The organism is Streptomyces sp. HUAS ZL42, from assembly GCF_040782645.1.
Taxonomy (GTDB): Bacteria; Actinomycetota; Actinomycetes; order Streptomycetales; family Streptomycetaceae; genus Streptomyces.
Window position 1 is genome coordinate 375,909 of record NZ_CP160403.1, and the last position, 18,851, is coordinate 394,759.

The following is an 18,851-nucleotide window of genomic DNA, read 5'->3' on the forward strand; positions in this document are numbered from 1 at the left end:
GGCGCCCATGAGCATCCTGGCGAGCGTCCAAGGGCCAAGTCCCGCAAGGGCCATCCCGTGGTGACCGGATTCCCAACCGCCGTTGTGGTGATGGCGAGGGACCGCATCCGGCAACTCCGCCCATGTCTCCGACGAACGGGCCGCGCGCCGGGCGTCGGCGGGCCTTCACCAGGTGTCGACGCAGCGGCGCGAGCCGCGCCGCCCGGGCTCAGGGTCATGCAGCAGTGTGCTGATCCAGCGTCGGGACTCGGCCGGGTCGATGACGTCGTCGATCTCGAAGACCGATGCGACGTTGAGGGCCTTGCCGTGCTCGTAGGCGGCCGCGACCCTGCGGGCGAACTCCCGCTCGCGCTCGTCCGCGTCCGCGATGGCCGCCAGCTCCCGGCGGTAGCCCAGCCGCACCGCACCCTCGATGCCCATCGGCCCGAACTCGCCCGTGGGCCACGCAACCGTGAACCGGGGGATGCGGAAGCCGCCACCGGCCATGGCCTGGGCGCCCAGCCCGTAGCCCTTGCGCAGCACGATCACTCCGAACGGCACCGTGAGCGCCGAGGCGTGTACGAACATGCGGCTGACATGCCGCACGGTCGCGGTCTTCTCCGCCTCGGGCCCGACCATGAACCCGGGTGTGTCGCACAGGGAGACCACCGGCAGCCCGAACGCGTCGCACAGCTGCAGGAAGCGGCTCGCTTTGTCGGCCGCGTCGGAGTCGATGGCGCCGCCCAGATGCCGCGGGTCGTTGGCGAGGATGCCGCACGGGCGGCCCTCCACCCGGGCCAGAGCGGTGATGACGCCGCGACCGAAATGCCGCCGCAGCTCCAGGACGGAGCCCGCGTCGGCGAGCGTGGCGATGACCGCACGCACGTCGTACGCCCGCCGACGGTTCTCGGGAACGAGGTGGCGCAGTCGGCGCTGGTCGGGGCACTCCCACTCCGTCACCGGGCCCTGGAAGTACGACAGATACGAGCGCGCCAGCCGGACGGCGTCCGCGTCGTGCTCGGCCTCGAGGTCGATGACGCCGTTCGCCCGCTGGACCTCGACCGGCCCGATGTCCTCCGGGGCGAAGCTGCCCAGACCCCCGCCCTCGATCATGGCGGGGCCGCCCATGCCGATGGTGGCCTCGGGCGTGGCGATGATGACGTCGCAGCAGCCGAGCAGCGCGGCGTTGCCGGCGAAGCAGCGCCCCGAGCCGATGCCGACCAGCGGCACCTTCCCGCTCAGGGACGCGAACAGCGCGAAGGCCATACAGTCCAGGCCGGAGACCACCGTGCCGTCCACATCGCCCGGCCGGCCGCCGCCGCCTTCGGCGAACACAACGACGGGCAGGTCCGCCTGTTCGGCCAACGCGAAGAGCCGGTCCTTCTTGCGGTGGCCCATCATGCCCTGGGTGCCGGCCATGACGCTGTAGTCGTACGACATCGCCACCACGCGCGCGGACCGGGGCCCGAACCGGTCGGCACCCACCGTGCCCACGCCGCCGACCAGGCCGTCGGCGGGGGTACGGCGAATGAGGTCGTCCATGGACCGGCGGCTGCGCTGGGCGGCGATCGCCAGGCCGCCGTACTCGACGAAACTGCCCGGGTCACACAGGTCGGCGATGTTCTCGCGGGCGGTGCGCCGCCCCTCGGCGTGCCGCCGGGTGACCATCTCGGGGCGGCGGGCGTCGTCGCCGAACCGCTTGCGTGCCCGAACCTCTTCCAGATCGGCGCGTGGAGCGTCCGGGTCCGGCCGCGCCTCGGGGTGCGGCGTCCCGTCCGCCGCGCCGGTGGCCTCCATCACCACCAGCGGCTGACCGTGCTCGGCCAGATCACCCGGCGCTGCCCGGACGGCGACGACCACGCCGTCGCCCGGCGCCTGGAGCAGGTGCTCCATCTTCATGGACTCCAGGACCATCAGAGTGCTTCCGGCCCTCACTCGCTCGCCTTCGGCGACGGCGACGTCGACGACGGTGGCCGTCATGGGCGCGGTGACGGTGAGCGTGCCCTGCGGCTCGCTGGCGTCGGACACCCCCGCGTCCTTCTCCGCGTCCTTCTCCAGGTCTGTCGCCGTGTCTGTCCCCTGCGGGACCAGTGCGGGCAGGAGTTCGTCGAAAAGCGCCGTGTGCAGCCGCCCGGCGACCACCTCGGGTGCCTCCAGCAGCCGCCGCACCACCTCGGCGTTGGTGGCGACTCCCTCGACCCTGAGCTCCGCCAGGGCGCGGCGGGCGCGGGCGAGCGTGTCGGGCAGGCTGCCGGAACCGTCGTGAGCGACGAGCTTGGCCAGCAGCGAGTCGAAGCGCGGGCTGACCCGACCGCCGGGGAACGCGGCGGTGTCGACGCGCACACCCGGCCCGGCCGGCGGCCAGAAGACGTCCAGCGTGCCGGCGCCGGGCAGCACCGTCCCGTCGGGGTGGACCGCCTCGGCGTTGACCCGCACCTGTACCGCGCAGCCGCGGGGAATGGGAGCCTGCCCCGCCCCGATGCGGTCGAGACTGTCGCCGGAGGCCACCCGTAGCTGGGCCCTGACCAGGTCAACTCCGGTGACCTCCTCGGTGACGGTGTGTTCGACCTGGATGCGCGGGTTGGCCTCGAGGAAGTAGAAGCCCGGGGAGCCCCTGCCGGTATCCGCAAGGAAATCGCCGCTGTCCACGAGGAACTCGAACGTGCCGAGACCGGCATAGGCGACCTCCCGGGCCATGCGCAGCGCCGCATCGTGCAGTCCGGCTCGCACCGCCTGGTCGAGACCGGGCGCCGGCGCGATCTCGACGATCTTCTGCCGGTGCCGCTGCAGGCTGCAGTCGCGGTCGCCGTAACCGACTACGGCGCCCGTGCCGTCGCCGAGCACCTGCACCTCGACATGGCGGGCACGCCGCAGCAACTGCTCGACGTAGACCGCGCCGTCGCCGAAGGCGTGCGAGGCCTCCGAACGGCAGCGCCGGACGGCCTCCTCCAACTGCCCTGCCTCGTACACCGCCCGCATGCCGCGCCCGCCGCCGCCGGCGACCGCCTTGACCATCACCGCGGCACCCTCGCCGAGGCCGGCCATGAACGCGCGCGCCTCCTCGATGCCGGTGTCGCCGGACGTCGCCGGCAGCACCGGCACGCCCAGCCGCGCGGCGAGTTCACGGGCCGCGGTCTTGTCACCGAGCGTCCGCAGCACCTCGGGGCGCGGCCCGATCCAGATGAGTGCGGCGTCGGTGCACCGCTGCGCGAAGTCTGCGTTTTCGGCCAGCAGTCCATAGCCGGGGTGGACCGCGTCGCAGCCCGTGCGCACCGCCGCGCCGACCAGGGCCGCCGCGTCCAGGAAGGCCGCCGGCCCCTCGCCGTCGAGCACCACGACCTCGTCGGCCATGCGGGCGTGCAGCGCGTCCGCCTCGTCGCGGGTGTGGAGCGCCACCGTCACCAGGTCCAGCTCGCGGGCGGCGCGGATCACCCGTACCGCGATCTCGCCGCGGTTGGCGACCAGCAGCTTGGCCAGACCCATCGTCAGCGGTCCTTTCCGTAAGCATCGGCAGCGGCCGGGGACGCCGAAGACACGGCGATGCGCGCGGCATACGTTGTCCGCCACGACGGCCTCCACCCGGCTCCCACATACCAACTGGTCGGCATGTTCCACATCACCGTAGGGGAGCTTGCGGGCCGGGACAAGGGATCCGGAGACGGCGGGGGCAGGCCGGGGCTTTCGTCTCACTGATCGACCGTACAGGCCGAATCGACGTTACCCAGCGACTAATTGAATGCGGTACGGATGAATCGTGAATTGACACCTCCGGGGCTGATACAGATCAAACGGCGGACATGCCCCCGCCTGATCCCATTCCCGGCAGGGCGACGATCCACGCGCGGAGACCGTTGTATTCGGCAATGGCGCTAATTCGGCTTCAGCACGGCTTCACATCCCGACATGCTCTGGGTGCCCACAGGCGCCAGGGCCGATCACCGGTCGAGCAGGCGTCGGCCATGGCGGGATGGGAGGAGTCTGCCCGCACTGAGGACTGTTGAATGCAGCAAGGACATCGGGGTGTTGCGCCGGGACGGGCCGCACCGCGCGTTCGGCGCCTGCGGCCACACCCTTTCCTTCCTCGGTACTCCGCCGGAGCCAGTTATCAGGTCCCGGTCACGGTCGGCAGACCGCAAAAGGAAGCGCTCCTTTGAGCAAGCAGCGGCGATTTCGGCCGGAAGCAATGCGCACAGCTGCGAGATCGACATTCAACGCCCTATTTCAGGAGCAGGTCATGAAGAGAACGCACCATCGCACCGTGGCACTTCTGGCCACGGTATGCGGTTTCACACTGTGCCTCCCGGGCGTGGCCCGCGCGGCCGACGCACCGACACCACATCTTCTCGCCACGACGCTGGTGAACAAGACCGGCACCACGATCACGGTCACCGCCGGAGTCGGCCGGGGCAACACGATCAGCGTCTGGCAGTCAGGCAGCAGCATCAGAATCAGAGACACCGGAGACACGGTCGCACCGTCCGGCGACTGCACCGCCGTCAGCACGACCGAAGTCGCCTGCAGGGCCGCCGACACCACCGAACTCGTGGTCAACGCCGGCGACCAGGACGACAACGTCACCTCCTCGCTGGCCGCCCTCGGCGTCACCCTCATCGGCGGTGCCGGCAACGACAACCTCTACGGCGGATCCGCCAACGACACCCTCGAAGGCGACGAGGGATCCGACTTCCTCTCCGGCGGCGCAGGAAACGACACGCTGACGGGCGGAGCCGAGGCAGACAGGATCTTCGGCGGCTCCGGCAATGACTCCATCGAGGGACGCGGCGGCTCGGACATCGTGGACGGCGGTGCCGGCAACGACGTGATCTACGGCGGCAACGGCAACGAGCAGATCGTCCCAGGCGCAGGCCACGACTACGCCGAGGGCGGCAACGGCCGGGACACCATCGACGCCGTGGACAACGTCAGCGGCAACGACTACGTCGAAGGCGGCGCTGACGTGGACGACTGCCGCGCCGACTTGGGCGACAACGTCAGCGGATGCCCCTGACCAGCGTGAGGGAGCAGCACGCCAGTACCCGTACACGACGAGACAACACGAAAGGCGGGCACCGATGAGAACACGAGGCATCTGCACCACGGTGGTGGCGATCGGCGCACTCACCTGCGCCCCGCTGACCGCCGCTTCCGCCGCACCCGATGCGGCCCCCGGCGGAAGCCTGGCCGCCACCACGGTCGTGCAGGAGGTGGGCGACACCCTTAGCGTCACGGCTGCCCAGGGCGTGGCGAACGACATCACCATCCGGCGTCAGGGCAACGTTGTCGTGGTGACGGACGCGGGGGACACCGTGTCCGCCGTCGCCCCGTGTCAGTCGACGGGGACGCACACGGCGGAGTGTCCGCTGCCCGTCACCTCGATACGGGTCAACGCCAACGACGCCGATGACAGCGTCAGCATCTCCCCCAACCTGGAGGCCGCCGGAACGGTGATCGGCGGTGCAGGTGACGACCGCCTCAACGGCGGCCCCAGGGCGGACCGGCTCGTCGGCGACGACCCCGCTGCCACTGGCCTGAGGGCGACGCCCGGCAACGACACCATCAACGGCGGCCCCGGCAACGACACCATCTCCGGGCTGGCCGGCAACGACACCATCAACGGCAATGCCGGCAACGACACTCTCAACGGCGACGACGGCAACGACACTCTTGAGGGCGACCAGGGCAACGACACCCTCACGGGAGGCCGCGGCAACGACACGCACATCGGCGGCGAGGGCAACGACACCCTCAACGCCGTGGACAACGTGATCGCCAACGACAGCCTCGACGGCGGCCTCGGCTTCGACACCTGCAACCGCGACACCGGCGACACGGCCGTCAACTGCCCCTGATCAACCACTCGTTTCCTCGGTACTGCGCTGCACACTGTCGTGAGGTCGGGGAAGCACGGGAGCCCCCAGGGAAATGATCGGGTGGAGGCGTCGCCGGACAGCCGTACCGGCTGTCCGGCGGCAGGATGACAGCCGGTGACGAACGACTGCCGGGGCGCCTACTGCACCAGTTGCGGCGCGTGTTGTGCCCGCCTGGAAAGTCCAGGAGCGACGCCAAGAGCGCGTTTGAAGGCGTTGGCGAAGGCGAATTCGGAGGTGTACCCGACGTGTTGGGCCACCGCTGCGGGGGAGCGTCTCCATCGCGCAGGATCCGAGCCGCGGTACTCAGCCGCCACCAGGTCACATACGCCATCGCGCCTGTCCCACCAAGTGCGTGAACCGCCTCGCGAAGACCGTCCTTGACATGCCGACGCGATGGGCGAGTTCCTGCACCGTCCACGGATGCGCCGTATGGCGGTGAATGTGGTTGAGCGCAGCGGCGATCGCCGGATCGGTCAACGCGGCGCACCAGCCGTCGGAGGGGCTGCGCGAGGTCTCCTCATCCAGCCACGCACGCAGGACGTAGACCAGCGTGCGCTCCAGCAGGCAGGCAGGGCGGCGTCCGCTACCGGCCTTGAGTCCCGCACGTCCGCGCCGAGCAGCTGCGCGCGGAGGCGTCGTGAAGCGGCTGACGGCATGGGGCATCACCGGCCGGACGCCCCGCCGCCCGGTACGGGCCCGTGGCTGCGAGCGCGTCCCGCACGTGGTCGTAGGAAGGGCGAGGAACGCGCGCACGGGCGCGCGTTCCTCGCCACCCCCTTTTGGGACCTGCTTGTGTGACCGTCTCGTCCTTGACGTGCTGGGGCGTCAGCCCGTGTAGTCCGCGAAGATCTTCGAGAACTCGTACGGCGACTGCGGGATGTTGGTGCACATATAGCGCGCGCCCGTGCAGGCGTTGCGGTCCCGGGTCGCCTCCCAGAAGGCGAGCTCCCCGAGGTGCTTGCCCCGGGCGAAGGTGACCAGCTGACGGGCGTCGGCCTGGTCGTAGACATGGCCGTCGTCGTTCTGGCCGAGCATCGGCGGGGGTCCGGCTCCTCCGGAACGCCACCACGACGCTCCGCGTCGCGACCACAGGATTCGCTTCACCCCCGGCCTGAAGCTGAAGGCCGGAGCACTGCGAATGATTCCCGGTAGCCGGCGTCACAAGTCGACGTCTTGGCAAAGGACACCGTCGGCGAGGCCGCGGCGGCGGGCGGCGCCAGAACCAGGACCAGGGCCCCGATGTTGACATGTACGTACCGACCGGAGGGCCGGCAGTCAAGAGGAAGGGAACGGCTTGGTCTAGACCTTGACTGGTACAGACCATTGCGGTGAAGTGCCCTCAACCCCTTGCGGGCCCCCCACTCGACACCGCCCGACCGTGCCCGTCGTCGCTGACGCATGTCCGGGCGGTCGGTGTCCCCGCCTCCTCCGAAGGAGTCCGTACATGTCGAGAAAGAGACGCCTCGTCGCCCTGCTCGCCTCGGCCGCCACCGCCATCGCGGTGGCCGTACTCGCCCCCGCCGCCCCGGCGTCGGCCGCGAGCTGCGCCGCGGCGTGGAACGCGAGCACGGCATACTGGGGCGGCACGACCGTCTCGTACAGTGGGCACAACTGGACCGCCAAGTGGTGGACCCAGAACGAGGCCCCGAGCAGTTTCTCGCAGGTCTGGGCCGACCAGGGCTCCTGTGACGGCTCGGGCGGCGGGACCCCGTCGCCGAGCGGCTTCGTCGTCAGCGAGGCGCAGTTCAACCAGATGTTCCCGAGCCGGAATTCCTTCTACACCTACGGCGGTCTGACGGCGGCCCTGAGCGCGTACCCGGCATTCGCGAACACCGGTGGCGACACCGTGAAGAAGCAGGAGGCCGCGGCCTTCCTGGCGAACGTGTCGCACGAGACCGGCGGCCTCGTCTACATCGTCGAGCAGAACACGGCCAATTACCCGCACTACTGCGACTGGAGCCAGTCCTACGGCTGCCCGGCCGGCCAGTCGGCGTACTACGGCCGCGGTCCGATCCAGCTCAGCTGGAACTTCAACTACAAGGCTGCCGGCGACGCGCTCGGCATCGACCTGCTCCACGACCCCTACCGCGTGGAGCGGGACTCGGCCGTCGCCTGGAAGACCGGTCTGTGGTACTGGAACACACAAACCGGTCCCGGCACCATGACCGGACACAACGCGATGGTCAACGGCGCAGGTTTCGGCCAGACCATCCGCAGCATCAACGGCAGCCTGGAGTGCGACGGCAAGAACCCCGCGCAGGTGCAGAGCAGGGTGAACGCCTATCAGCAGTTCGCGCAGATCCTCGGGGTCAACCCCGGCGGCAACCTGTACTGCTGACGGCGGCGCGAATGGGGGGTGCCCGGGCGACCCGGGCACCCCTCCTGCCCTAGCCGGCCCTGCCGTGGGGGTGCTCGTCGCGCTCCGGCAGCGGCCATCGGTGGAAAGGCTCGCCCGGGGCCAGTTGTTCCACGACCTCGGCCGGCTCCTGGCAGACCTGCTCGATTCTGCAGCGGGTGCTGAGCCGTTCCGTGCTGACGGCCGAGAGCAGCGCCGTCAGCGACATACAGCCGTTGACTGCCCGCAGGAGGATCAGCGCCGAGACACGGGTGTGGTGCGCGAACGGGCCGATCCCCTCGGTGGCCGCCGTGATCGCCATGACCGACGCGAACAGGGCGCACACGGTGCTGCCGGCCAGCTGCAACCGCAGCGCCGCCCAGATCACCAGCGGGTAGATGGGGAAGAGGAACCTCAGGGAGATCCGCGTGGCCACCGGGAGCAGGACCGCGGCGCAGACGACCAGGGCAAGCACTTCGCCCCAGCGCGCGAAGGACAGCGGTCCCAGTCACCGCCCTGCCCCGATCGCCGGGGAGGTGGTGGTCAGGGTGGTTCCAATCAGGGACACGGCTGCGGCGGCGAGGGTGTCGCGGTGGGTGTCGACGCCGATGACCCCGTCGGCCTTTTCCGCGAGCATGGTCACGCGGTTGTTCTCCTCCGGGCTCGGAACGGCCGTCGTCGGCGTCGGCCCGGGCGGAGTCACCGCGTCGCAGAACTGTGATGAGTCAACGTCGAGACGGCGGACATACTGCTGATCAAACTGCGGGAACGGCTCGGCCGGTGGCCGGACCAAGACGACGAGGCCTTCAGCCCCCTGCTCGGGCGCTTCGTCACGGAACTCGACTGACGTGCAGCCCCTCATGAGCGACCACCAGCCAAAACGGCGGTCGGTGCCGTGCTGTACGCCGAGGAGATTCAGCCCGGGGACCTCGTTCGACCTGCGGCGCCGAAGTTTCCGAGGAGGAGATCCTCGACTTCGCCCGCCGCTTCGACCCGCTGCCCCTGCACACGGACGAGAACGCGGCGGCCGCGAGAGGAGCGGCCGCCAAGAAGGAGGACCCTTGCCGCCCCGGCGGTGCGCCGACTGGCCGAGCTGGAATGAGGCGGCTCGGGATGCGGCCGTCTCTTCCCAGGGCGCATCGGCTTCAGGATGACGGGGCGTCACCGGGTCTGAAGGGGCCGCCAGTTCGTTGAAGCGGGCCACCGGACCCTCCGGACGGCCTCACCCGTCCGCCCGCCCGAACACCGGCGCCAACAGCAACTGCGCTGCCCCCTCCGCAACCCCCCAAGCTCCCCCAGGCGCGATCCCCACAGGTACGACCCCTTCCCCGGTTCCCTCGTGCGCCGCCTGCGCATCCAGCACACCGGCGACCCCGCGCACGAACACCTCCGGCGCGGATTCCACCGTTCGACCGCCGAGCAGCACCCGGTCCATGTCCAGCAACTTCACGAGGTTCGCGGCACCCACCCCCAGCACCCGAGCCGCCTCGGCCACATCGCCCCGCTCGATGGCAGCCAGGCACAACGCCTCGATGCACCCGCGATTACCGCAGGAACACACAGGCCCACCCAGCTGAATGACCTGATGACCGAACTCCCCCGCCTGGGTCCGGGCCCCCCGGTGCACTCTCCCGCCGATCACCAGCCCCGCCCCCAGCCCCGTACCGAGATGCAGGTAGGCGAAGGATCCCCGCTCCCCGCCCACGGCGAGGCCGAGCGCCGCCGCATTGGTGTCCTTGTCCACCACGACCGGCACCCCGAGCCGCCGCGCCAGCTCGTCCCTCAGCGGAAAACTCTCCCACTCGGGAAACCCGGTGACGCGATACAGAATCCCGTGGATGTGGTCGAGCGGCCCCGGCAGGGTGATCCCGACCCCGAGCAGCGCCCCGGCGGCAGCCTTCCCCAGCCCCTCGGCCTCCCGCACCACGGCGCCGACGACCGCCTCGGCCCCCGCTCCGAGATCCAGTGGCGCGTGCCGCGTCTCCACCACGTTCCCATCAAGATCGACCAGCGCGGCACGCAGCTCGTCCCGGTCCAGATGCATCCCGACCGCATGCCCGGCCCCCGGCACCAGCCGCAGCACGGTCTGCGGTTTGCCGCCCGTGGAGGCACGGCGGCCCGCTTCCGCAGCGAGCCCCTCCTCCCGCAGCCGCGTGGTGATCTTGCTGACGGCCTGCGGGCTGAGGCCGGTCCGCTCCGCCATCTCGAGCCGACTCATGCCCCCGGCGCCGGCAGTGCGCAGCAGGTCCAGCACCAGCGCGGTGTTGTGGCTGCGGAGGGCGAGGAGATTCACGCCCTCCGCTCTCCTGGCCGCCGTGCCGGGCCCGCTTGCCCGTGCCCTGTCCACACTCCCCATCATCCCACCGCCCGGACCTTCGGCAACAGCATTGCGAAAGTGGGTCTCATGACCGCCATGCCTGAGACGGGTACCCGTCTCCGCAGAGGCCTGATCGGCTACGGCCTGCAGTCGTGGTCATGGGCCAGGCAGGTCCGAGCGCAGGTGCTGTAACGCCGCAACCGTTTGCGCCCAGCCTGCTGACGGAAGCAAGTGACAACCCCCACGACCGCTCATCAACCCTGATCATGTCGACGCCAGCGGCAGACACTGCTCCCCCCACTGGGCCAGCACTTGCCCCACCTGCCACCGCGACATACCCATTCCGACGTGACCAAGTCCTTCGAGCCGATAACCCGGTCCGGGCCGATATGGGGACCCCGCCCGTCGGCATAGGGATCACGAAGTGATGGCGTAGCCAAGGATCATGAAGTCGGGATCATCCCCGCGCCCGCGGGGATGATCCGGCCCAGCCCCTCCGGCCGGAAGGGCTGGCCTCTATTGCCAGGGACAGGCCGGGGCTCGGATGACAACGTTGGGTGATCCGCCGGACACCTGGGCCACTGCGACGGGCTGTCTCACGGACTGACTGGCTGGCTGTTCTCTATCCGCTCGCGTGGTCGGTTCGTCTTCCAGCACGCCCTGGCGCGCACTTCGAACCGCTCGCGCAACACGGTCGCAACGATCTTCACTCCCAGGAGCGAGGCGACGGTCCTGTCCGGCGGCGCGTGCAGCGGCCACGGCAGTCTGGCTGCGCACTCGATGCCGGCGGTGGCTCGCGAGATCGTGGGGAGCGGGTTGATGAGTTCGTCAACCAAGGTGGTGCCGTACCGGTCTGTCAGGCTGTCCGCTTCGGCCTGGTACGGCGCGGCTACCACTGGCCACTGGACGTGGTGGCCAGTTGGTGCCGGTGCGCGGTGCTGCTGATGGGGCTCGCGATGTTCCTCAGCCGAAGTAGCCGTCGAACGTCCGCTGGAACTCCCAGCCCCCGTAACGGTCCCAGTTGACCGACCACGTCATCAGACCCCGCAGGGCGGGCCAGGTGCCATGGGTGGCGTACGAGCCGCAGTTGGTCTTCTTCGTCAGACAGTCCAGGGCCTTGGCGACCTCGGACGGGCTGACGTAGCCGTTGCCCGCGTTGGTGGAGGCCGGCATGCCGATCGCCACCTGGTCGGGGCGCAGGGGCGGGAAGACGTTGTTCGCGTCGCCCGCGACCGGGAAGCCGGTCAGCAGCATGTCGGTCATCGCGATGTGGAAGTCGGCGCCGCCCATCGAGTGGTACTGGCTGTCGAGGCCCATGATCGGACCCGAGTTGTAGTCCTGGACGTGCAGCAGGGTGAGATCCTCGCGCATCGCGTGGATGACGGGCAGATACGCTCCCGCGCGCGGGTCCTGGCCACCCCACTTTCCAGTGCCGTAGTACTGGTGGCCGAGCTGGACGAAGAAGGTCTCCGGTGCCATGGTGAGTACGAACTTCGACCCGTACTTGGCCTTCAGAGTCTTCAGGGCGGAGATCAGGTTGACGATCACCGGCGTCTTCGGGTTCTTGAAGTCCGTGTCGTCGGCGTTCAGGGAGAGTGAGTGGCCCTCGAAGTCGATGTCCAGTCCGTCGAGGCCGTACTGGTCGATGATCTTCGAGACGGAGGCGACGAAAGTGTCGCGGGCTGCCGCCGTGGTCAGCTGCACCTGGCCGTTCTGGCCGCCGATGGAGATCAGCACCTTCTTGCCGGCCGCCTGCTTCGCCCTGATCGCCGCCTTGAAGTCTGAGTCGCTCTCGACGTTCGGGCACTCGGTCACCGGGCAGCGGTTGAAGCGGATGTCGCCGGAGGTCACCGAGGTCGGCTCGCCGAAGGCCAGGTCAATGACGTCCCAGCTGTCGGGGACGTCGGCGAGGCGCGTGTAGCCGGAGCCGTTGGCGAAGCTCGCGTGGAGGTAGCCGACGAGGGCGTGGGCGGGCAGGTCGGCCGAGCCGCCGGAGCCCGCCGAGGTGGTCGCGGTCACCGCGGCAGACTTCGCGGACTCACCGGCGTCGTTCAGGGCGGTGACCTGGAAGGCGTACGCCGTCGACGGCGCGAGGTTGGTGACCGTCGCCGACGTCCCGCTCACCGTCTGGACCCTGGCTCCGTCGCGATGGACGGCGTAGCCCGTCGCTCCGGTGACCGCCGACCAGGACAGGGCGACGCTGGAGGAGGTGACGGTGCCGGTCCTCAGGCCCGTCGGAGCGGCGGGCGGCTGACCCGCGTCGACACCGGGACCGGTCAGCGAGATGTCATCGGCGTGGTAAGCGCCGGTGCCGTACCAGCCGTGGGTGTAGATGGTGACCTTGGTGGTGGACGGGCCGGTACGGAAGGTGGTCGTCAGCTGCTGCCAGGCCGGGGCGGACTGGGTCCAGGCGGACACGTCGGTGGTGCCGGTGCCGGTCGCACCGAGATGGACGTAGGAGCCGCGGACGTATCCGGACAGCGTGTACTGGGAGTCCGGCTTCACGGTCACCGTTTGGGCGCACCGGGCGTTGTCACTGCCGGCCGGGGTCGCCTGAAGCGCCGAACTGCCGCTATGAACCGGTGAACTGACGATGACTCCGGCCGAGCAGGTCCAGCCGTCGAGGCCTGCCTCGAAGCCTCCGTTGCGGGCCAGGTCGGCATCGACCGCGCGGGCTGCCGACGAGAGCGCGGTGATGCCTGATGCGGCCAGCAACGTGGTGGTGAGCACGGCGAGGACGGATCTGGTGCGATCCACAAGTGCCTCCGGGAGTGGGGGAATTGGAGGGTGGGGTGCGCCAACTTGGTCCAGACCAATCCGGTTGTCAAGACCTCCGGAGACGGCGATCTCCGCGTTCTTCTCCCCGCCCTCGAAGCGTTCCGCGGCCTGCAGCCGGATGCGCTCGCGCGCGGCCCTCCCGGCGTCGGTCAACCCGCCAACCTGCGCATATCTCATGTCCCACCTGCAGCGATCCCGACTACCCGCACCCAGGCCAGTTGCCAGAGCGGGACGACTACATGGTCCGCCTCGAACGCTTCCTCACCGGCCTCCTCGCATCCCAGCCAGACCCCAGACAACGCAAAGTTCTGCACTGGTAAGCGATCTGGCACCTGATCCGGCGGCTTCGCCGACGCAACAACGACCGCCTCCTCACCCCACAGCAGTTCAACTCCGCACGTCAACGCACCCACGCAGCCCTCGCCTTCCTGAACTGGCTGACAGCCCACAACCAGGCACCTTGCCGCCGACCCTGAGGAGACCCTTGCCATGGGCGTTGCCACTGCGCCGTCCGGCCCCGTCCCGGAATCCGACCGGACCGGGCCCGGCCCTCCGCACTGGCTGCGCGTGGCCCGCGAGACGGCGGACGACCTGGCCACGGACGCGGTGGCCAGGGAGCAGGCGGCCAAGGCCCCGTTCGACGAGGTGTCCCGGCTGCGCGAGGCGGGACTGCTGACGCTCCCCATACCGGCCGAGCTCGGGGGAGGCGGCGCGGACTGGCCCACGGCCTACGCCGTCGTCCGGGAGATCGCCGCAGCCGACGGCGCGATCGGTCAACTGCTCAGCTGTCACCACTTCCTGTCGTGGAGCGTCCGGTTCTTCACCGAGCCCGCCCACACCGCTCAGATCGAGCGGCAGTCCGCGGCGCACCAGTGGTGCTGGGGCGGTGGTTTCGCCCGCCAGCCTCTGACGCTGACCAGGACAGCCGGCGGCTATGCGCTCGACGGCCGGCAGAGTTACGCCGCCGAGGTCCTGGTCGCCGACCGGCTCGCCGTGCGTGCCGTACGGGCCGACACCGGCGAACCACTCGCCGTCGTCGTCGATCCCGCCCGTCACGGCGTGGGGATCGACGGCGACGCCGACACGTTCGGCCAGCGGCCCGCGGCCGGCGGGAGCGTGGAGTTCGATGGTGCACCGGTGGCCGCAGACGACGTACTCGGCTCCCGATCCCTGCGCGGCATCGTGGTCCCGCCCTACGGCGGCAACACCCTCATCGCCAACTCGGCCGCCGCGTACCGGGATCTGCCCGAGCCGCTGCGCGAGCTGGCGGACAGGCTGTGGGCCGTGCACACCAACGACTACGACTACGCCGCCCCGAAGAGCGAGAAGGCGGCCGAGCACCGCAGGCGGTTCGTCTCCCGCAAGTACCGCACCGCCCACCCGGTCGTCCGCGTCCACCCCGAGACCGGGGAGCGCGGGTTGTTCGTCGGCGGCTTCGCCCAGAGCATCCTGGGCCTCGGCCCGTCCGACTCCCGCGACCTGCTGCGCATCTTCCAGTCGTACGTCACCCGTCCCGAGAACATCGTGCGCGTGGCCTGGACGCCCGGCGACCTCGTCCTGTTCGACAACCGCATCACCCAGCACTACGCCCCCGACGACTACGGCGACCTGCCGCGCCTGCTGCACCGGGTGACCGTCGCGGGCGACGTCCCGGCCGGTGTCGACGGCCGCCTCAGCCACGTCATCGAGGGAGACGACGCCGCCCACTACACCCCGGCCGCGGCCTGAGCACCGCACCCGCCACGCGCGGCCGCCGGGCAGGGGTATCAGCTCCCGCCCGGCGGTCTGCCCGTAGCCGATGACGGCCGAGGCCATACGGGATAATGGACGCATGCGGATCTCAGCCAGAGCGGACTACGCGGTACGTGCCGCACTGCAGCTCGCCGCGTCACGGGATGACGCGCCACTGAAAGCCGAGGCCATCGCCGACGCCCAGGACATCCCGCACAAGTTCCTCGAAAGCATCCTGAACGACATGCGCCGGGGCGGTCTCGTCCTCAGCCAGCGCGGCGGCAACGGCGGCTACCGGCTGGCCAAGCCCGCCGAGTCCATCAGCATCGCCGACGTCATCCGCACCGTGGACGGCCCCCTGGTCTCGGTACGCGGCGTCCGCCCACCCGAGCTGTCCTACACCGGCCCCGCCGAGTCGCTGCTGCCCCTGTGGATCGCATTGCGGTCCAACGTGCGCGAGATCCTCGAGGGCGTGTCGCTCGCCGACGTCGCATCGGCCCAACTGCCCGCCGATGTATCCGCGTTGACCGACGCCCCGAGCGCCTGGGTAAACCCCTGACACGCTGGTCCGTCGACCGAAGATCCCAATGAGCGAGATGGCGCCGTCCATTATGCGAACTACCCCTTTGGGGGTGGACGCCACCTTCTGAGCACGATCCCTATCAGCCAGGTAGGAAAACTAGGGATCCGTGGGGGGTGGCCATGGGAACGCTCGACCGCACAGGCCGGATGCTGCGGCCTGGTGTACTCGGCTGCCTCCCGACCGCGGGCAGCACACGGCGCGCGACCGGCACGTCCCACGCCGCCTTGCGGGTGCTCAGGCGCCGTCGCCCGCTTCAAGACTTGCGAGCACTCTCATGGCTCCAGGTTCCCGGCCAGCGCGGCTGGTGCCGCGAGCACACGCCGCAGTTCCTTCGAGGCGGCGGCGGTCTTCCTGGTCCCACGTCTTGGTGTCGCGGGAGAGGACGTAGGGCTCCTTCTGCGGCGGGTGTCCGCCGACGACGGCGCGTTGGCGTGCGGTCTCGGCGTCGAACTCCAGGCCGAGCAGGATGGCGATGTTGGTGATCCACAGCCATACCAGAAAGTGATCACGCCGGCGAAGGTGCCGTGAGTCTTGTTGCAGGAAGCGAAGTTGGCGACGTAGACCGCGAAGCCCGCGGAGGCGATCATCCGTATCACCAGCTCCAGGAAGCTTCAGGGGTGATCCACCTGAAGCCGCGTAGCTTCGCGTTCGGGCTGGGCCCATAAAAAGCTCTGCCGCTTGTAGCTCTCAGTGATTGGCCGCCCGGTGCCCCGCGACGACTCGGCTGCCAATTAGGAATTGCGAATGATCGCTCCGTAGGGAATCGACAGCGAGGTCGTCCGTCGGGAGGTATCAGCATCACACCGCGCGGAGGCACCACATGGCCGTGAGCTGGGCCTTCCTACGCGACGGGCGGCGCTACGAGCTCACCCCACCCGGCGCTCGCGCGGCTTGACAGACCGCATCAGGAATCACTGAGGGCGGTCGGGGCAGCGGCGTCTCGACTGCGATCACTCAAGTACACCTCGAGCCTGTCAGGGCGTGGGGGTGCCGATGCGGGCGGCGAGGATGGTGATGTCGTCCTCGGCGGGCGTTGGCGCGAGGTGGTCCATGAGGTTGTCGCACAGCTGGTCGAGGTCGTGGTGAGTGTCGGTGAGGAGGCGGGTCAGCTCGTTCAGCCGCTGGTCCAGGTCGGTTGCGCGGGTTTCGACAAGGCCGTCGGTGTACAGGACGAGGATGCTGCCGGGATCGAGGGTGATCTCGGTGGTGTCGTAGGAGATGCCGCCGATGCCCAGGGGGGCGCCGGGTGGCAGATCGAGCAGGCGGGCGGTGCCGTCGGGGGTCACGAGGGCAGGTGGGGGGTGGCCTGCGCGGCCGAGGTGGCAGCGATGGGCCACGGCGTCGCAGACGCTGTACAGGCAGGTGGCCAGCAGGGGGCTGTCGAGTTCCTGCAGCGCGGAGTCGAGGTGGTGCAGGAGCTGGTCGGGAGGCAGGTCGAGGTGAGTGAAGGCGCGCACGGTGGTGCGCATCTGTCCCATGATCGCTGCGGCTTGGATGCCGTGGCCCATGACGTCACCGATGACGATGGCGCCCCTGCCGGGGGCGAGCGTGGCGACGTCGTACCAGTCCCCTCCGACCTCGTGGACGTCGGAGGCGGGCCGGTAACGGTGGGCTATCTCGATGCCTGCCGGGGGTTTCGGGCGGCCGGGAAGCATGCTGCGCTTCAAAGTGAGCGCGGTGTCGTGTTCGCGGTGAAACAGCCGGGCGTTGTCGATGCAGACGCCGGCGTGAGCGGCGAGATCACCTGCGAGCGCGAGGTCTGCGGCGTCAAAGGCCGTCCGGTCACCCGCGCGCAGGAAGGTGGCGACGCCGAGGACCAGACCGCGGGCCGCCAGGGGAACCATGATCATCGAGTGCACGCCCAGGGAACGGAGCTGTTCGGGAGTGGCGGTGTAGCGCGCGGCGGGAGCGATGACACGGGCGTCGATACGACGCAGGAGAAAAGGCCGACGGTCGATGACGGCCTGCGTGTACGGGGCGCTTGCAGGGAAGTGCAGGGTCTGGCCGACTGGGGCAAGGATGTCGGCGGCCGCAAGGCCGGAGGCGGAGGCCTTGCCGAGGCGGCGCAGGACTGCGCCGCTGGACAGACTGATCATCGGCTCGGCATCTTCGGTGAGGTCGGCCAGGACGTCGACGGTGACGATGTCGGCAAGGCGCGGTACGGCGATGTCGGCCAGTTCCTGCCCGGTACGGAGCATGTCGAGGGTGGTGCCGACCCGCAGCGTTGCCTCGTTGAGCAGCTCCAGGCGCTGCCGGCCAGTGGCGGCCTCCAGCTCGCTCTTCTGCTGCGCGGTAATGTCGATTATCGAGGCGCTGATCCCCAACGGTTTGCCGCCCGAGTCTTCGAGGCGGAAATAGGAGCAGGACCAGACGCGGTCCTGGTCGGGGTCTGCCGGGGTGCGGCCTATGCGGCGGAAGTTGACAACGGGGTCGCCGGTGGCCAGTACCCGGCGCATCACCGCCTCCATCTGCTCGCTGTTCACCCCCGGCAGCACCTCCGACGGCTGCCTCCCGACATGCGCCGAACCGGGCAGCCCGTTCATGGCCTCCACGGTGCGGTTGACGTGCTGGAACCGTAGCTCGGTGTCGAAGATCGCCAACCCGACCGGCGAGCTGGCAAAGAGGCTGTCCAGCAGGCCACCAACCTCACGGACCTGACGCGCGGCGCGAACGTCGGCGGCAAGGATCAGCACGTCCCACCCCTGCCCGCTCTGTGCGGCGACGGGGCACGCCCACACTTCCACCTCGACAATCGAGCCGTTCTTGTGCCGCATCGGGATGTGCCCGGTGACACTGCGTCCGGAAGAGACGGCCTCCTGGACGGCGCGGGCCTCCCGCCGGCTGTCTGGGAGAACGAGGTCGGTACCGTCACGGCCGACGACCTCGTCCGCCGTGTAACCGAGCAGTTCAGGGGCGGCCTTCGCCCACTGCATGATCCGTCCGCCGCCGTCGAAGACGATCAAAGCGACGGGCAGCACGTTCCACCACGCCACGGCCTGCCCGGCCGCGGCCATCGGCTTCCCTGCCCGCATGGGATCCGGCATCACGAGTCCCGACGTTGGTGCTGCTTTCATTATGAACCGGCACGTGCAGCATGAACCGGTGTGTCCAGCGGTGACACCCGCGTCCAAAGCGGTCGCCGACCGTGCCGCAGCACGGTGTGAACGGACAGGGGCGCGGACCTGAGCGGACCTGAAGGGCGGTGGGCCCGCTCCGACAGGCACTCGAACCCATCCGCAGCCGATCCCTCACCGACAG

General features: G+C 69.7%; 14 protein-coding genes and 1 pseudogene. 5 read left to right on the forward strand and 10 right to left on the reverse strand.

What is annotated here, in order from left to right; all coding sequences use genetic code 11:
- Nucleotides 1-165: 165 nt before the first annotated feature.
- The gene (locus ABZO29_RS01845; RefSeq protein WP_367318355.1) at nucleotides 166-3,462 is read right to left on the reverse strand and encodes a carboxyl transferase domain-containing protein; all 3,297 of its coding nucleotides are present in this window, start codon (nucleotides 3,460-3,462) and stop codon (nucleotides 166-168) included.
- Nucleotides 3,463-4,213: 751 nt separating this feature from the next.
- Here ABZO29_RS01845 and ABZO29_RS01850 point away from each other — a divergent pair.
- Nucleotides 4,214-4,987 (forward strand): calcium-binding protein, encoded by a 774-nt coding sequence (locus ABZO29_RS01850; RefSeq protein ID WP_367318356.1) that lies wholly within the window; start codon nucleotides 4,214-4,216, stop codon nucleotides 4,985-4,987.
- Nucleotides 4,988-5,051: 64 nt separating this feature from the next.
- Nucleotides 5,052-5,828: a calcium-binding protein gene (locus tag ABZO29_RS01855; protein ID WP_367318357.1), complete on the forward strand. Its 777-nt coding sequence runs from the start codon at nucleotides 5,052-5,054 to the stop codon at nucleotides 5,826-5,828.
- A gap of 339 nt (nucleotides 5,829-6,167) precedes the next feature.
- Here ABZO29_RS01855 and ABZO29_RS01860 read toward each other — a convergent pair whose 3' ends face one another.
- On the reverse strand, nucleotides 6,168-6,602 hold the full coding sequence (locus tag ABZO29_RS01860; protein ID WP_367318358.1) for an AraC family transcriptional regulator: 435 nt from the start codon (nucleotides 6,600-6,602) through the stop codon (nucleotides 6,168-6,170).
- Nucleotides 6,603-6,674: 72 nt separating this feature from the next.
- Nucleotides 6,675-6,884 carry a hypothetical protein gene (locus tag ABZO29_RS01865; protein ID WP_367318359.1) on the reverse strand — a complete coding sequence of 70 codons (210 nt, stop codon included), beginning with the start codon at nucleotides 6,882-6,884 and terminating at the stop codon, nucleotides 6,675-6,677.
- 409 nt (nucleotides 6,885-7,293) lie between these two features.
- Between ABZO29_RS01865 and ABZO29_RS01870 the strand changes: the two genes are divergently transcribed.
- Nucleotides 7,294-8,187, forward strand: a complete 894-nt coding sequence (locus ABZO29_RS01870; protein ID WP_367318360.1) for a glycoside hydrolase family 19 protein — start codon at nucleotides 7,294-7,296, stop codon at nucleotides 8,185-8,187.
- A gap of 49 nt (nucleotides 8,188-8,236) precedes the next feature.
- On the opposite strand, the gene ABZO29_RS01875 is transcribed toward ABZO29_RS01870, so the two are convergent.
- From ABZO29_RS01875 to ABZO29_RS01895, 5 genes are all read right to left on the reverse strand, one after another.
- Complete coding sequence (locus ABZO29_RS01875; protein ID WP_367318361.1) at nucleotides 8,237-8,659, reverse strand: MASE1 domain-containing protein; 423 nt, start codon at nucleotides 8,657-8,659, stop codon at nucleotides 8,237-8,239.
- Between the two features lie 33 nt (nucleotides 8,660-8,692).
- A complete protein-coding gene (locus ABZO29_RS01880; RefSeq protein ID WP_367318362.1) occupies nucleotides 8,693-9,046 on the reverse strand; it encodes a hypothetical protein in 354 nt (117 codons plus the stop codon).
- Nucleotides 9,047-9,406: 360 nt separating this feature from the next.
- Complete coding sequence (locus tag ABZO29_RS01885; protein ID WP_367326026.1) at nucleotides 9,407-10,540, reverse strand: ROK family protein; 1,134 nt, start codon at nucleotides 10,538-10,540, stop codon at nucleotides 9,407-9,409.
- 557 nt (nucleotides 10,541-11,097) lie between these two features.
- Nucleotides 11,098-11,337 (reverse strand): hypothetical protein, encoded by a 240-nt coding sequence (locus ABZO29_RS01890; RefSeq protein WP_367326419.1) that lies wholly within the window; start codon nucleotides 11,335-11,337, stop codon nucleotides 11,098-11,100.
- Between the two features lie 127 nt (nucleotides 11,338-11,464).
- Nucleotides 11,465-13,258, reverse strand: a complete 1,794-nt coding sequence (locus tag ABZO29_RS01895) for a chitinase (RefSeq protein ID WP_367318363.1) — start codon at nucleotides 13,256-13,258, stop codon at nucleotides 11,465-11,467.
- A 510-nt stretch (nucleotides 13,259-13,768) separates the two neighbouring features.
- On the opposite strand from ABZO29_RS01895, the gene ABZO29_RS01900 reads away from it, so the two are divergent.
- Nucleotides 13,769-15,007: a TauD/TfdA family dioxygenase gene (locus ABZO29_RS01900; RefSeq protein WP_367318364.1), complete on the forward strand. Its 1,239-nt coding sequence runs from the start codon at nucleotides 13,769-13,771 to the stop codon at nucleotides 15,005-15,007.
- A 103-nt stretch (nucleotides 15,008-15,110) separates the two neighbouring features.
- Nucleotides 15,111-15,569 (forward strand): Rrf2 family transcriptional regulator, encoded by a 459-nt coding sequence (locus ABZO29_RS01905; RefSeq protein WP_367318365.1) that lies wholly within the window; start codon nucleotides 15,111-15,113, stop codon nucleotides 15,567-15,569.
- Nucleotides 15,570-15,827: 258 nt separating this feature from the next.
- Here ABZO29_RS01905 and ABZO29_RS01910 read toward each other — a convergent pair.
- A pseudogene (locus tag ABZO29_RS01910) lies at nucleotides 15,828-16,248 on the reverse strand (YihY/virulence factor BrkB family protein); the annotation flags it as partial.
- 319 nt (nucleotides 16,249-16,567) lie between these two features.
- Nucleotides 16,568-18,625, reverse strand: a complete 2,058-nt coding sequence (locus tag ABZO29_RS01915; RefSeq protein ID WP_367318366.1) for a SpoIIE family protein phosphatase — start codon at nucleotides 18,623-18,625, stop codon at nucleotides 16,568-16,570.
- Between the last annotated feature and the right edge of the window lie 226 nt (nucleotides 18,626-18,851).